The following is a 14605-nucleotide window of genomic DNA, read 5'->3' on the forward strand; positions in this document are numbered from 1 at the left end:
ACCCAGTGGGTGAATCGGACCATCCACCCGTACCGTCGGAACCATGACGCAGCGGGCATCCCATTCCTTCGGCGAAGAGGCCGGCGAAGAGACCGGTGAGCAGATCCCCGGGACGACCGGCACCCCCGGCCATCCGGGTTCGGCCATGATCGACGCCGGGGCCGAGCTCGACCCTGTCCACCCGGTGAAGCTGCCCGCCCCGGCCGTGGACCCACGCGGACTGACGGCCGCCGAGGTGGCCGAGCGGATCGCCCGCGGTGAGGTCAACGACGTACCCGTCCGCTCGTCCCGCTCCGTGCGCGAGATCGTCCGGGCCAACGTCTTCACCCGGTTCAACCTGATCATCGGCGTGCTCTGGGTGATCATGCTGTTCGTCGCGCCGATCCAGGACAGCCTCTTCGGCTTCGTGATCATCGCCAACACCGGCATCGGCATCGTCCAGGAGTGGCGGGCCAAGAAGACCCTGGACAGCCTCGCGGTCATCGGCGAGGCGAAACCCATGGTCCGGCGCGACGGGGTCGCGGCCGAGATCTCCACCTCCGAGATCGTCCTCGGCGACCTCATCGAGCTGGGCCCCGGCGACAAGGCCGTCGTGGACGGCACGGTCGCCGAGGCCGACAGTCTGGAGATCGACGAGTCGCTGCTCACCGGTGAGGCCGACCCGGTACTGAAACAGCCCGGCGACCCCGTGATGTCCGGCAGCTTCGTGGTCGCCGGCGGCGGCGCCTTCACCGCCACCAAGGTCGGCCGCGAGGCCTACGCCGCCCAGCTCGCCGAGGAGGCGTCCCGCTTCACCCTCGTCCAGTCCGAGCTGCGCACCGGCATCTCCACGATCCTCAAGTACGTCACCTGGATGATGGTGCCGACCGCGATCGGCCTCGTCATCAGCCAGCTCGTGGTCAACAACAACGACCTCAAGGGGTCGATCGCCCGGACCGTCGGCGGGATCGTCCCGATGATCCCCGAGGGCCTGGTGCTGCTCACCTCGGTCGCGTTCGCGATCGGCGTCGTACGGCTCGGCCGCAAGCAGTGCCTGGTGCAGGAGCTCCCCGCCATCGAGGGGCTCGCCCGGGTCGACGTCGTCTGCCTGGACAAGACCGGCACCCTCACCGAGGGCGGCATGGACGTCACCGAGGTGCGGACGCTGGGCGGTACGGACGGCACCTACGTACGGAGCGTGCTGGGCGCCCTCGGCTCGTCCGACCCGCGCCCCAACGCCAGCCTCCAGGCCATCGTGGACGCCTACCCGGACGGCGAGAAGTGGCTGTGCACGCAGACGCTGCCGTTCTCCTCGGCCCGCAAGTACAGCGGCGCCGCGTTCGACGAGGGCGGCGGCCGGGAGTCGTCCTGGCTGCTCGGCGCCCCCGATGTGCTGCTGCCCGAGCACGACCCGGCGCTCGCCGAGATCGAGCAGCTCAACGAGCAGGGCCTGCGGGTGCTGCTGCTGGCCCGTGCCGAGGGCGAGCTCGACGGGCCGGACATCGCGGCCGGGGCCGTACCGAGCGCGCTGGTCGTGCTGGAGCAGCGGCTGCGGCCGGACGCCGCGGAGGCCCTGTCCTACTTCGCCGACCAGCGGGTCGCCACGAAGGTCATCTCCGGCGACAACGCGGTCTCGGTCGGCGCGGTCGCCGGAAAGCTGGGCCTGCCGGGCGCCGAGCACACCCTGGACGCCCGCAAGCTGCCCACCGACCCGGACGACATGGCCACGGCCATGGAGGAGAACGCGGTCTTCGGCCGGGTCACCCCGCAGCAGAAGCGGGACATGGTCGCCGCCCTCCAGTCCCGCGGCCACACGGTCGCCATGACCGGCGACGGCGTCAACGACGTACTGGCGCTGAAGGACGCCGACATCGGCGTCTCCATGGGATCGGGTTCCGAGGCGACCCGGGCCGTCGCCCAGATCGTGCTGCTGAACAACAGCTTCGCGACGCTGCCGTCCGTGGTCGCCGAGGGCCGCCGGGTGATCGGCAACATCACCCGGGTCGCCACCCTGTTCCTGACCAAGACCGTCTACTCGGTGCTGCTGGCGGTCCTGGTGGTCTGCACACAGGTCGACTACCCGTTCCTGCCGCGCCACCTGACCCTGCTGTCGACGCTGACGATCGGCGTCCCGGCCTTCTTCCTGGCCCTCGCCCCCAACAAGGAACGGGCCCATCCGCACTTCGTGCGCCGGGTCATGCGGTACGCGATCCCGTCGGGCGTCATCGCCGCCGCGGCCACCTTCACGACGTATCTGCTCGCCCGGGACCACTACTCGGGTCCGGGCGCCCTCGACGCGGAGACCAGCGCGGCCACGCTCACGCTGTTCCTGGTCTCGATGTGGGTGCTGGCGATCATCGCCCGCCCGTACACCTGGTGGCGGATCGCCCTGGTGGCGGCGATGGGGCTGGCGTTCCTGATCGTGCTGGTGGTGCCGTGGCTCCAGGAGTTCTTCGCGCTGAAGCTCGTCGGGACGACGATGCCCTGGGCGGCGGTGGGCATCGCGGTGGTGGCGTCGGCCGGCCTGGAGTACGCCTGGCGGCTGGTCGGCCGACGCTTCCCGGTGTAGCGCGCGATCCCGGCCGTTACTTCACGTCGACGAAGTCGCCGGCGGTGGTGACGGCCGGGGTGGTGGACGTCCCCGCGAAGCTGTAGCGCCAGTAGCCGTCGACCGAGGCCTTGACGGTGGTCTTCAGGTTGCCGACGCTGCTCGACTTGATCGTCTTGATGGTGGTGTACGTGGAGCTGGTCTTCTTGCGGAACTGGAGCTTCACGGACTGCGTCGCGTAACCGTGGTACGCGTGGTCCTCCCAGTTCGCCCGCGACAGCTTCCCGGTGACCGTGATGGTCTTGCCCTTCTTCACCGGCTCGGGCGAGGCGTTGACGGTCAGCTGCGACAGCCGCTGGATCTTCGCCGTGGCGGCGTAGTCCGAGTAGTAGCTGGAGCCGTCTTTGGCCTCCGCACCCGCGAGCACGTGCCAGGAGCCCGCCAGCGCGTTCTTGTACAGGTCGACCCTGGGGTCGATGGTGATGGTGAGGGAGCAGGTGCTGGTGGTCGCGCTCGCGGCCTTGCAGGTCGCGTCGTCCTCGTTGGGCAGCAGCGCGCCGTCCATGCCCTCGTCCTGGTCCTTGCCGTGCCACAGGAGCAGCCAGCCGGTCTCGATGCCGGAGGCGTGCGAGGCGGTCACCGAGACGGTGACGGTCTTCTTGGCGGTGGTGCCCAGGACGATGTCCTTGCCACCGTTGACGGTGATCTTGGATATGACGGGATCGGCCGTTGCCGCGTGCGCCGCCGGAACGGCGAGGGCGGACAGGACCAGGGCGCCGGAGGCTGCGGCGACAGTGGCACGAATGCGCATGGATTTCTCCGTGGAGAAAGGCCTTGGTGGCCGGATGAGGATGCACAGGGCGGATGCGTGAGCAGCGGGACCCCTCGTGGAGGGATCCCGCTGCTCACGGCGGCCACGGGTGGCCTTGATGTGTCCGGGTGGGGCCCGGGTGGGACTACTTCACGTCGACGAAGTCACCGGCGGTGGTGACGGCCGGGGTGGAGGACGTCCCCGCGAAGCTGTAGCGCCAGTAACCGTCGACCGAGGCCTTGACGGTGGTCTTCAGGTTGCCGACGCTGCTCGACTTGATCGTCTTGATGGTGGTGTACGTGGAGCTGGTCTTCTTGCGGAACTGGAGCTTCACGGACTGCGTCGCGTAACCGTGGTACGCGTGGTCCTCCCAGTTCGCCCGCGACAGCTTCCCGGTGACCGTGATGGTCCCGCCCTTCTTCACCGGCTCCGGAGCGGCGTTGACCGTCAGCTTCGACAGCCGCTGCACCCGGGCGGTGCTGTAGTAGTCGGTGTAGGCGATGTCGGTCTGGTTACCGGCGAGCGCGCCCGCGGAGACGTGCCAGGTGCCGGCCAGGGCGTTCTTGTACAGGTCGTAGCGCGGGTCGATCGTGAACGTCAGCTTGCAGGTCGAGGTCGTCGCGTTGACCTTGGTGCACGTCGACACGTCCTCGTTCGGCAGGATCGCGCCGTCGATGGTGTCCGGCGAGTCCGGGTTGGTGCCGTGCCACAGGTCGGCGTAGGCGTCGACGACACCGGAGGCGTGCGAGGCGGTGACGGAGATGGAGATCGTCTTCAGGGCGGTGGTGCCCAGGACGACGTCCTTGCCGCCGTTGACGACGACCTTGGAGATGACGGGTTCCGAGGCGTCGGCGGCGGTGGCCGCGGCGGCCTTCGAGGCACCCCGCGCGGCGGCGGTGCCGAAGACCTCGGCGCCCGACGTCGGCTTGTTCAGGTTCGGAACGGAGTGGTCGCCTGCGAGGGCGGCCGGGACAGCCAGAGCAGACAGGGCCAGGGCGCCGGAGACGGCGGCCACGGTGGCACGAATTCGCATGTGTTTCCCCAGTGGAGAAAGGCCCCGCGGGCACGTGACGCGCCACGGGCGGGGCTGGTTCGGACTGTGAGTCTGCTGACTCGAGATACCAGACCCGCGACACATGTGAAGGGTTGTACCCCGAGATGAACTTCTTGCGAAGATCCCTCGGAGGGTGCATCCCGGACGCCCGCGAGCACCGATGCCCCGCCCGCCCGCGACCGCCCCGCGACGACCGGCCCGCTCTCGTCCGGGCCACCGCGATCTGTCCCCCGTGACTGTCCGTCAGTCGAACCAGCGGTCCCGGGCGAGCTCCTCCGTACGGGACGGGTCCTCCAGCAGCGCCGCGACCTCGAAGCGGCGCGGCCACTGCCCCGCCGCCCAGGCCAGGCCCGCCGCGACGCCCTCCAGCGTGGCGGCGTGCACCGTGCCGTCGGGGGTGCGGCGCCAGTCCAGTTCCGCGCCGCCCGCGCGCAGTTCGCCGTGCTCGACGTACACGTCCGGGGTCCCGGCGCCGAGCAGCACCCGTACCGCGTCCGGCACTTGATGCTCCTCGCCCTCCGTCGACACCTCCGCCTCGACGCTCTCGCCGAGCCGGCGCACCTGGAACAGCTCGGCCAGGTCCGCCGCGCGCGTCGGGGCGACCGGGAGCAGCGGGAGCCCTTCGGTGAGCGGCAGCAGATCGGGGGCGTCCGCGATCACGGCGTCCGCCGCGTCGACGACCCGTACCTCGCCGTCGACCACGGCCCGCAACTCGTCCGGGAGCGTGACCTGTTCCGGGTCGAGGTCGGCCAGGGCCGTGTACAGCGAGTGCAGTTGTACGGGGCCGACCGGGCGGTCCTCGTCCGCGAGCCGACCGAGGAGTTCGGCGGCGCCGCCCGGCTCGTCGAGCAGGGCGGCGACGGAGGTCCGTACGCCGAGGGCGCGCAGCACCTGCGCGTCGTCGAACCCGGTCGCGTCGGCGGAGTCGTACAGCCCGGCCAGCCGGGGGTCGCCGCCCGCGGCCCGCAGCCCGGCGGGGCGGCGGCCGTCGAGCACCGGATGGTCGCGCAGCCACCAGGCGGTGTACGGGCGTACCGACTGGGTGGTGCCGTCCGGCAGCAGCACCCGCACCGGCTGGGTCAGCGCGTCGCGCAACGGTGGCTGGGCGAGCATGGCGAGCGCCTGCGGCCAGGCGTCGTCGTCGACCAGGTCCAGATCGCGGACGGCGACGATCTCGGTGGCGACCGGCGGTACGGGGGTGTCGGGCAGCTGGTCGAGGATGTCCTCACACCACACGTCCACGGCGTCCAGCAGACCGGCGTCGTCGGGCTCGGCGAAGTCGCCCTCGCGCGGCTCCAGTTCGTCCGGGTCCAGTACGACATCGGCGGCCCGTACGAGGGCGAAGGTGGCGAGCACGCCGCAGGCGGTGAGCGGCTGCTCGCCCCAGTGGTCGGCCAGCTCCTGGTCGCAGAGGGCGAGTTCACCCTCCCGCATGACGGCCGCGAACGGGCTGGCGGGCAGCACGAGTTCTCCGGCGGGGGCCGGTTCGCCGTCCTCGTCGGGGAGGGCGAGCGCGCCGAGCCAGGGCTCGTCGCCGGGTGCCAGTTCGGCGTCCCGGACGAGGGTGAGGACGGTCTCGGCGAGCTCGTCGGCGTCCAGCGCGTCCTCGTCCCAGATCTCGCCCGCGTCCAGCGATCCGGCGACGGCGGCCCGCACCTGCGGGGTCGTCAGCACGGCGCGCGGGGTGGCGGGCAGGGCGCCCAGCTTCTCCAGCAGCGGGTGGGCGGCGTCCGGGTGGGCGACCTTCAGCCCGAGCCGGGCGAGGCGTTCCAGCACCGGTCCGGCAGTCGCGCCGGGGAGCGGGAGGAGGACCTGGCGGGGGCCGATGGTGGTGCGGGGCACGGCCGGGGTACCGGTCGCGGAGTCCGCGGCCTCCGGTGTTCCGGCCAGTGGTACGGGCAGGCCGGAGAGGCGGTCCGGGTCGATGCCGGACAGGCTGTCGTACAGCCGCCGCCACCAGCCGGGGTCGCGCTCAAGACCGGCGAGGCGGTCGATCGCCTCGGTCAGCGGGACCCGGGCGACCTGGAGCGTACGCAGCTCGCTGCGGCGTTCCAGCCCGGCGGGCAGCAGACAGGGCAGGACCTCGGCGAGCACCCGTACCGTCTCGGCGCCGACGCCTTCCAGCACCTCGGCCTCGATGGGCCGCAGCGCCGTGGTGGCCGTCTGGGGGACGCCCTCCGCCTGCACGTCCCAGGTGTCCCACCGGTCCGCCTCGGCGGTGGCGTCGCGCGGGGCGGCGGGCGCCAGGAACGCGACGCGCGGCAGCCGCTCCAGGATCGCGCCGCGCAGCGCCCCGTCCAGTTCGCCCTTGCCGAGCGGTCCCGGTACGAGGTCGATGGTGTCGACGGACACCGGCTGCCAGCCGGCGAGCAGTTCGGCGTACGCGTCGGCGGCGCGCTGCACCAGGAAGTCGGTGAGCGGTCCCGGCGCGAAGTGGCGGCGGGCGGTGTCGAGCGGCAGCGAGGCGATGAGCAGCGCGGGGATGCCGAGGGGTTCGTCGGTGGGGGTCGGGGCGTGGACGACGGGGAGGGTGCGGGGGCGGACCGGGGCGCCCTCCGTGTCGACCGGGACCGCCCAGGTGACCGACCAGTGCGGGCGCAGCCGTTCCTCGCGGGGGCGGTCGGCGAGCAGGGCGGGCTCGACGGGGCCGTGGTGGGTGACGGTGCGCCAGCGGTTCGTGCCGTGCGCGGAGTCCTCGACGTGGGTGTACGGGCCGTGCTGCGAGCGGCGCAGCGTCCGTACGGTGTCCGGGGTCTCGATCACGATCTCGTCGAGGCCGCGCAGGGTGAGCAGCAGGGCGTCGTCGACCGCGTCGAGCAGCCGGACCACGAGGTCCTCGGCGCCGCCGTCGCGCAGCGGGAGGACCACGACGGTGTCGTACCCCTCGGGTGCGGTGCCCTCGGCGGGCAGCGGGAGCCGGAGCAGCGGTACGTGGCCGTCGCGGCGGCGCAGTTCGTCGCCGAGGCCGGGGCTGGCGACGGCCGCCCGCGCGGCGAGGTCGCGGGCCTCGGCGAGGGACCAGCGGACACCGCCGTGCCGGCCGACGACGGCGGGTTCGTCGCTCACCGCGAGCACGGCGGCGAACCCGACGCCGAACCTGCCGACGGCGCCTTCGTGCCCTTCGCGCTTGGCGGAGGCGCGCAGCGTGGAGAGCGACTCCACGCCGGTGGCGTCGAGCGGTGCGCCGGTGTTGGCGGCGGCGAGGAGCGCGGGCGTGTCCGGGGTCGCCGGGTGCAGGGTGAGGCGGAGCCGGCCGGGTACCTGGGCGCGGGCGGCGGCGTCGGCGGCGTTCTGGGCCAGCTCGACGACGAGGCGGTCGCGGTAGCCGCCGAGCGCGAGGTCCTCCTCGGCGTTGGCGTCCTCGCGGAATCTGGCGGGTCCGGCGCCCCAGGCGTCGAGCACACCGCGCCGGAGCCGTGCGGTCCCGAACGGATCGGCCCCCTCGGTCGCATTCATGCTCACGCTCTGACTCCGCTCTTTCCGGTTACGCACGGCCCATGCCGCCAAGTGTGCGCCCGAAGGTACCGGGTCCTCGCGCCGGACGGGCGCCGCCGAACAGCGCTTCGGCCGGTTCGGGCCCGTGGCCGAGGTGACCGGGCGGTGAGCATCACCGGACGGGCTGGGTCTGCCCGGACGGGCGGGAACATCAAGCCCGTCCGGCGATCGAGGACGGAACCTGCCCGCCGGAACACCCGCGCCCCGCGGAAAGCCCCCGCCCCCGGCCACCGCCTAGGAGTGGCCGAGGTCCTCCGTCGGCTCGTCCGCCTCCGCCGGGACGGAGCCGGAGTCCCGGGCCGGCCGCAACGGGTACTCGTCCACCTGCATCGTGTCCAGCGCGTGCGGCGCCGGCTTCGGCGGCTTCGGCATCACCGCCGCCTCCGAGTGCCCACCGCACCCGTACGACAGCGACACGACCCGCCCGTCCGCCGGACCGAACTCGTTCGCGCACACCCCGAACGCCTGCTTGAGCGAGCCCGCCAGGGGCACCAGGAACGCACAGGTGACACACGAGGCCGGAGCCGCCTGCGCCATCGGCGTCTTCGCGCCGAACGCCTCGTCCCACCGGTCGGCCGCCGCGTGCAGCCCGTACCGGGACAGCACCCGCGCCCGCCGCATGCCGAGCTCGTCCGCGACCGCCGCGATCGAGCCCCGGCTCGTCGTCGCGGGGCGGGTCGTCAGCTCCGCGTCCTCCGCGTCGACGAGGTCGGCCATCTCCTGCGACATCTCGGAGACCGCGGAGTTCGGCGGCGGCTCGTCCTCACCGGTGTAGCCGGGCTCCAGGCGGATGTCGTCCGCCTCGGTGGGCAGCAGATCGCCCGGCCCCATGTCGCCGGGGCGCAGCCGCTCGCTCCACGGCACCCACTCCGGGGCGAGGAGCGCGTCGCTGCCGGGCAGCAGCACCGTTTCGTCGAGGGTGACGTTCTTCGCGCGGGAGGCGCGGGCGACCGTCACCGCCCAGCGCCAGCCCCGGTAGCCGGGCTCCTGGCACTCGAAGAAGTGCGTGACGACCCGGTCCCCCTCGGAGACCACGGCCACATGCTCACCGACGACCCCCGGCGCGGCTGCCTCCTCGGCCGCCGCGCGGGCCAGGTCTACCGCCTCGGCGCACAGACGGTCGGGAACAGGGGTACGGGCCGTACGGCTTCGCGTCGTCGCAGCACTCACAGGTCTCGCTTCTCTCCTACGCCAGTCTCACGAGCGCGCCAGCACATCCATCGGTTTCGGCCATGACGGGTGAGGGCGGAGCGGACCTGGGGGCCGCGTCGACGTCCACACCCGTTACTGCCTGCCTCGGGCACACCTTCTGCAACCCATTCTGCGGGATCGCCGAGAGGCGCGCGGCCGAGAACAACCGCCGGTGGCGCGCTACGCACGCTACCCTCTCCGCCGCCCCCCGCCCACCTGCCCGTCCCAAACAGCACCGGATCCTCTGCCGAACATCTCCGTATCCGGTGCTGTGACGTCGTCGTATCCGGTGTCGCGACATCGCCGTATCCGGTGCCGTGCGGCCCGCGCGGGCCGCCCGGGGAGTCCCCGTCCGGGCGGGGCGGATCACTGGCCCGACGGGGCAGAGTGCGCCCCTGCCCCGCCCCGTCGCCGGTTCGCCGCCACCGCGGCTGGGGCACTATGACGAAGTGACTTCCGCCAGGTCGCACAGAGAATCCGGCCCGCTCCGCAGGGCGGGCCGGGCGGTTGGTCATGCCCTCCACAAACCGTTCACCGGAACCGCCAAAGGCATCCGGAAGGCGACGCACGCCCACGGCGCCGGGGAGTCCGGGCTCGGCAAACTGATCGAGCTGCACGCCGTGAACGGCGCGGGCGACGTGATGATCACGGTCGCGCTCGCCTCGACGGTGTTCTTCTCCGTGCCGACGGACGAGGCCCGCGGCCGCGTCGCCCTCTACCTCGCCGTGACCATGGCGCCCTTCACGCTCCTCGCCCCCGTGATCGGCCCGCTCCTGGACCGGCTGCCGCACGGCCGCCGCGCCGCGATGGCCGGCGCGATGCTGGCCCGGGCGGTGCTGGCGATCACCATGTCGGGCGCGGTCGCCACCGGCGGCCTGGAGCTGTATCCGGCCGCGCTGGGCGTCCTGGTCTGCTCGAAGGCGTACGGGGTGGTGCGCAGCGCCGTCGTACCGCGTCTGCTGCCGCCCCGTTTCTCCCTGGTGAAGGCGAACTCCCGGGTCACCCTGGCCGGGCTCCTGGCGACCGGGGTGGCGGCCCCGGTCGGGGCGGGGCTGCAGACCATCGGGCCCGGCTGGCCGCTGTACGGCGCGTGCGCGATCTTCCTCGGCGGGACCGTGCTGGCCTTCACGCTGCCGCCGAAGGTCGACTCCGCGAAGGGCGAGCGGAAGGCCCAGCTGGTGCCGCCGCACGGCGTGGCGGTCTCCCGGAGCGACCCGGGGCGCGGCGCGGGCGGGCGGGCGCGGCGCCGGGACCGGGACCGGAACGGCGAGAAGCGGCCCGGTCTGCGGTCCGTGGGCCCGTCCGTGCTGAACGGGCTCCAGGCCAACTGCGCGCACCGCGCGCTCTCCGGCTTCCTGATCTTCTTCCTGGCGTTCCTGCTGCGAGAGCACCCGCTCGCCGGGCAGAGCGCCGCCGTCTCGCTCGGCATCGTCGGCGTCGCGGCCGGCGTGGGCAACGCGTCCGGTACGGCGGTCGGCTCCTGGCTGCGGGCCCGCGCCCCCGAGGCGATCGTCGTCTCGGTGCTGGCCCTGGCACTGGGGGTCGCGATGCTCGCCGCGCTCCTCTTCGGCACGGTCATGGTCGCCGCGCTCAGCGCCACCGCGGGCTTCACACTGGCCCTGTCGAAGCTCTCGCTGGACGCGATGATCCAGCGCGACGTACCCGAGGAGGTGCGCAGCTCCGCGTTCGCCCGGTCCGAGACCGTGCTCCAGATGGCCTGGGTGATCGGCGGCGGCATCGGCATCGCCCTCCCCCTCAACGGCGTACTGGGCATGTCGGTCGCCGCGGGCATCCTCGCCCTCGGCGCCGCAACGTCCGTACGGGGTCTGCTGGGCGCGGCGCGCCGCGGCTCGCCGCACCCCCGCGTGGCATGAACCGGAGCGACCGATAGCCTTCGGCCCATGACCGTTGCGTTCTTCTCCGGTAAGGGCCGCCGAATCGGCGTCGCTCTTGGTGCCGTGTCCGCGGGACTCCTTGTCCTCTCCGCCTGCGACAAGCCGACGCCGCTCGCGACCGTAACGGTCGGCGGCAACTCGGTGAGCGCCGAGGCGTCCTGCTACAACGACGGCAAGGCGCTCAAGCCGTCCGAGTACCAGAGCTGCCTGAACAAGAAGGCGGAGAAGTCCGTCGAGGTCGCGATGGACGACAAGGTCCGCTTCGGCGTCGACCCCGAGGTCGCGGATAACGGCTGGACCCTGTTCATCAACGGTCAGCAGGCCGAGCAGGAGCCGTACAAGAAGACCTACCGGTCCATCCCGGGCAGCGCCTTCTTCTCCAGCCAGACCGGCGAGACCACGAACAAGACGCAGATCAGCATCGTGGAGACGAAGGGCAAGAAGCTCGTCGGCATCTGGCACTTCGAGCTGAAGAAGACCTCCTGATCCCCTCCTGACCTCGGAGGCTCTCCCCGTGCGTGTGCTCGTCGTGACCGCTGTCCCAGCAGAACGGGACGCGGTCACGCGCGCGTTCGGGGACGTTTCCGGGGCGTCGGTCTCCTACGTCCCGGGCGCGGAGATCCACCGCGCGGGCCCCTTCGACGTCCTGGCGGGCGGTGCCGGGCCCGGCGCCGCGGCGGCCTCGGCCGCCTTCGGTCTGGCCTCGGACCGCTACGGCCTGGTGATCTCGGCCGGCATCGGCGGCGGGTTCGCCGGCGTCGCACCGGTCGGCTCCCTGGTGGTGGCCGACCGCATCGGCGCGGCGGATCTGGGCGCCGAGACCGCGACGGGCTTCGTGCCGGTCACCGAGCTCGGCTTCGGCCGCGCCTGGCATTTCCCGCCCCGGTCGCTGGTACGGGAGGTGGCCGCCGCCACCGGCGCGGTCACCGGCGCCGTCCTCACCGTCTCCACCGTGACCGGCTCCGCCGACCGCGCCGCCGCCCTGCTCGCCGCGCACCCGCGGGCCGCTGCCGAGGCCATGGAGGGCTTCGGGGTCGCGGAGGCCGCCGAGCGCGTCGGCCTGCCCGTCCTGGAGATCAGGGCGGTCTCGAACGCCGTGGGCCCGCGCGACCGGGACGCCTGGCGCATCGGCGACGCGCTGGCCGCGCTCACCGAGGCGTTCGGGAAGCTCGTACCCGTACTGGAAGGTTGGACCCACCATGACCGACACGAATCCTGACCCGCTGCGGATCGCTTTCTCGCCCTGCCCGAACGACACCTTCGTCTTCGACGCCTGGGCGCACGGAAGGGTCCCCGGCGCGCCCGCCCTCGATGTCACCTTCGCGGACATCGACATCACCAACGGAATGGCCGAGCGCGGCGAGCTCGACGTCCTCAAGGTGTCGTACGCGGTGCTGCCGTGGGTGCTCGACGAGTACGCGCTGCTGCCGTGCGGCGGGGCGCTGGGCAGGGGCTGCGGCCCGCTCGTCCTCACGAGGGAGGGCGCGGACCCGGACCTGACCGGCCGGACCGTGGCCGTGCCGAGCGAGCGCTCCACCGCGTATCTGCTGTTCCGCCTCTGGGCGGCCGAGGTGGTGCCGGGCGGGGTCGGCGAGATCGTCGTGATGCCGTTCGACGAGATCATGCCGGCCGTACGCGACGGCAAGGTGGACGCCGGTCTCGTCATCCACGAGGCCCGGTTCACGTACCAGAACTACGGGCTCCACAACCTCGCCGACATGGGCCGGCACTGGGAGGAGACGACCGGGCTGCCGATCCCGCTCGGCGCGATCATCGCCAAGCGCTCGCTGGGCGCGGACACGCTGAAGCTGCTCGCCGACTCGGTGCGCACCTCGGTACGGATGGCCTGGGACGACCCGGAGGCGTCCCGGCCCTACGTGCTGACCCACGCCCAGGAGATGGACCCGGCGGTGGCGGATCAGCACATCGGGCTGTACGTCAACGAATTCACCGCCGACCTGGGCGAGGACGGCTACGCGGCGATCCGCGGACTGCTGACCCGCGCGGCGGCCGAGGGACTGGTACCACCCCTCGGCCCCGACGCACTGTCGTTCGTCTGATCCGCGCTTCTTTTGTCGGTCCTCAGACGTCGAGCTGGTCGGCGACCGCGCGCAGCAGGCCGCCGATCTTCTTCCCGGCCGCCTTGTCGGGGTAGCGGCCGCGCTCCAGCATCGGCGTGATGTTCTCCAGCAGGGTGGTCAGGTCCTGCACGATGGACGCCAGCTCGTCCGGCTTGCGGCGCTGCGCGGCCGCGACGGACGGGGTCGGGTCCAAGACCGCCACCGAGAGCGCCTGGTCACCGCGCTGACCTGCGACGACCCCGAACTCGACCCGCTGGCCGGGCTTGAGTGCGTCGACGCCGTCGGGGAGCACGGAGGAGTGCACGAAGACGTCGCCGCCGTCGTCGCGGGAGAGGAAGCCGAAGCCCTTCTCGCTGTTGAACCACTTGACCTTGCCAGTCGGCAAAGCACGCACCCCATCTCAACCCGTATGCAACCTGTATGCCGGAACTTGGAACAAATCCTCAGCAGGTCAGGCTATCCAGTGGTGGTGCTCCCCTGCTGGCAGCAGCCTCCCCAGGGGGAGTACCCCTCGTCAAGCCTGGTCATCCGGACGCTGTCCGGAAACGGCGCCTGCTTTACGCGCCGGTGGCCGCGGGGTTGACCGCGGGGCGGTTCTCCGCCGACGGGAACTACCCTGGCCCGGTGAGTACTACACCTTCTGGCGCGGGTGACCGGCTGGTCCGGATCGGCGCGATCGTCTTCTTCATCGGCGCACTGTCCACCCTGGCCACCATGGCCCCCCTCTTCCTCGGCACCCATCCACTCCCGTCCATCGCCTGGTCGCTGTGCATGCTGATGGGTGTCGGCTTCCTGATCGCCGCGGCGGGCGTGATCCGGTCGGTGCGCGCGGGGGCGGCGAAGCGGTAGGGCACCTCTTCTTCCCTAGCGCAAACGGCACCGATCGTTCTACTCAGCTGTCCGGCCGCAGACCCGCAGGGCGGCGGCAGGAGGCGGCGAAGTCGCTTTGAGCTGCTCGCGAGGCAATGCCGCCCGGACATCACGGCACCCCGACACCACGTTACGTGTTCAATCCAACACGTGTTTGGCCTGAAGTGCGTTGCCACTGCTACGGGCCCCTTGATACAGATGAAGATCCTGTCGTCGGCGACGCGCGTATCGCCGGACGCAGTTGACGCAACGTATCGGCCGGGGGATGCAGGGGGACGCATGACGGGGTGGGACATCAGGCCGAGCGGGGTGGAGTCCGTTCTGTCGTTGGTGGGTCTGGCCGCCGAGGACCTGAGCAAGGGCGTCAGGGGCTACGGCGAGAACGTGGAGGACGCCGCGCTGCACGCGGGGACGATCAGCGGGCCGTACTGCGGCGAGGCACCGGCGGGACCGGTCGGCGCCGCGGTCGCGAACTTCATCTCGGACACCCAGCAGCAGATCAGGTTCATGGCCGCCCGCACGAAGAAGTCGATGGACGGAACGGTCAAGGCCACCACCGAGTACATCGAGGGTGATCTGGCCATGGCCGCCCGCGCCCAGCGCGAGGCGTCGAAGGCCCCGACCCCCGCCGAGATCAGGGCGGTCGGCCAGAAGCCCGGCCACCGGGGCGGGGAGTAGCCG

The 14605-nt window shown here is 72.2% G+C and carries 12 protein-coding genes; 7 read left to right on the forward strand and 5 right to left on the reverse strand.

The genetic code is table 11. The features are described from left to right. Positions 1-43: 43 nt before the first annotated feature. Entirely contained in the window at positions 44-2548 is a 2505-nt protein-coding gene (locus OG842_RS17430) for an HAD-IC family P-type ATPase (RefSeq protein WP_328512318.1), read from the forward strand. A 16-nt stretch (positions 2549-2564) separates the two neighbouring features. On the opposite strand, the gene OG842_RS17435 is transcribed toward OG842_RS17430, so the two are convergent. The 4 genes from OG842_RS17435 to OG842_RS17450 form a co-directional block, all read right to left on the reverse strand. Continuing rightward, on the reverse strand, positions 2565-3338 hold the full coding sequence (locus OG842_RS17435) for a DUF5707 domain-containing protein (protein ID WP_328512319.1): 774 nt from the start codon (positions 3336-3338) through the stop codon (positions 2565-2567). 145 nt (positions 3339-3483) lie between these two features. Continuing rightward, complete coding sequence (locus tag OG842_RS17440; protein WP_266730707.1) at positions 3484-4371, reverse strand: calcium-binding protein; 888 nt, start codon at positions 4369-4371, stop codon at positions 3484-3486. A gap of 264 nt (positions 4372-4635) precedes the next feature. Beyond that, positions 4636-7848 (reverse strand): sacsin N-terminal ATP-binding-like domain-containing protein, encoded by a 3213-nt coding sequence (locus OG842_RS17445; protein WP_328512665.1) that lies wholly within the window; start codon positions 7846-7848, stop codon positions 4636-4638. Between the two features lie 273 nt (positions 7849-8121). Further along, positions 8122-9057, reverse strand: a complete 936-nt coding sequence (locus OG842_RS17450) for a DUF3027 domain-containing protein (RefSeq protein ID WP_266730709.1) — start codon at positions 9055-9057, stop codon at positions 8122-8124. A 470-nt stretch (positions 9058-9527) separates the two neighbouring features. Here OG842_RS17450 and OG842_RS17455 point away from each other — a divergent pair, with 470 nt between their 5' ends. The 4 genes from OG842_RS17455 to OG842_RS17470 are packed head-to-tail and all read left to right on the forward strand — an operon-like array spanning position 9528 to position 13033. Further along, positions 9528-10952: an MFS transporter gene (locus OG842_RS17455; protein ID WP_266730711.1), complete on the forward strand. Its 1425-nt coding sequence runs from the start codon at positions 9528-9530 to the stop codon at positions 10950-10952. Positions 10953-10979: 27 nt separating this feature from the next. Further along, positions 10980-11459 carry a DUF2771 domain-containing protein gene (locus OG842_RS17460; RefSeq protein ID WP_266730713.1) on the forward strand — a complete coding sequence of 160 codons (480 nt, stop codon included), beginning with the start codon at positions 10980-10982 and terminating at the stop codon, positions 11457-11459. A gap of 28 nt (positions 11460-11487) precedes the next feature. Further along, on the forward strand, positions 11488-12192 hold the full coding sequence (locus OG842_RS17465; protein ID WP_266730714.1) for a futalosine hydrolase: 705 nt from the start codon (positions 11488-11490) through the stop codon (positions 12190-12192). Further along, positions 12173-13033 (forward strand): 1,4-dihydroxy-6-naphthoate synthase, encoded by an 861-nt coding sequence (locus tag OG842_RS17470; RefSeq protein ID WP_266730716.1) that lies wholly within the window; start codon positions 12173-12175, stop codon positions 13031-13033. Before OG842_RS17465 ends, OG842_RS17470 begins: the two co-directional genes overlap by 20 nt. Before the next feature lie 22 nt (positions 13034-13055). Here OG842_RS17470 and OG842_RS17475 read toward each other — a convergent pair whose 3' ends face one another. Continuing rightward, positions 13056-13439: a cold-shock protein gene (locus OG842_RS17475; RefSeq protein ID WP_093540351.1), complete on the reverse strand. Its 384-nt coding sequence runs from the start codon at positions 13437-13439 to the stop codon at positions 13056-13058. Between the two features lie 239 nt (positions 13440-13678). Between OG842_RS17475 and OG842_RS17480 the strand changes: the two genes are divergently transcribed. Together OG842_RS17480 and OG842_RS17485 are read left to right on the forward strand one after the other, a co-directional pair. Continuing rightward, positions 13679-13903 (forward strand): hypothetical protein, encoded by a 225-nt coding sequence (locus tag OG842_RS17480; RefSeq protein ID WP_266730718.1) that lies wholly within the window; start codon positions 13679-13681, stop codon positions 13901-13903. Between the two features lie 300 nt (positions 13904-14203). Then, complete coding sequence (locus OG842_RS17485) at positions 14204-14602, forward strand: DUF6507 family protein (RefSeq protein ID WP_124717165.1); 399 nt, start codon at positions 14204-14206, stop codon at positions 14600-14602. Positions 14603-14605: the final 3 nt, after the last annotated feature.

It is taken from the genome of Streptomyces sp. NBC_00376 (genome assembly GCF_036077095.1).
Taxonomy (GTDB): domain Bacteria; phylum Actinomycetota; class Actinomycetes; order Streptomycetales; family Streptomycetaceae; genus Streptomyces.

Coding starts and splice junctions, on each gene's coding strand:
- OG842_RS17430 (WP_328512318.1), top strand. CDS start 44: ATGACGCAGCGGGCATCCCATTCCTTCGGCGAAGAGGCCGGCGAAGAG.
- OG842_RS17435 (WP_328512319.1), bottom strand. CDS start 3,338: ATGCGCATTCGTGCCACTGTCGCCGCAGCCTCCGGCGCCCTGGTCCTG.
- OG842_RS17440 (WP_266730707.1), bottom strand. CDS start 4,371: ATGCGAATTCGTGCCACCGTGGCCGCCGTCTCCGGCGCCCTGGCCCTG.
- OG842_RS17445 (WP_328512665.1), bottom strand. CDS start 7,848: ATGAATGCGACCGAGGGGGCCGATCCGTTCGGGACCGCACGGCTCCGG.
- OG842_RS17460 (WP_266730713.1), top strand. CDS start 10,980: ATGACCGTTGCGTTCTTCTCCGGTAAGGGCCGCCGAATCGGCGTCGCT.
- OG842_RS17470 (WP_266730716.1), top strand. CDS start 12,173: ATGACCGACACGAATCCTGACCCGCTGCGGATCGCTTTCTCGCCCTGC.
- OG842_RS17485 (WP_124717165.1), top strand. CDS start 14,204: ATGACGGGGTGGGACATCAGGCCGAGCGGGGTGGAGTCCGTTCTGTCG.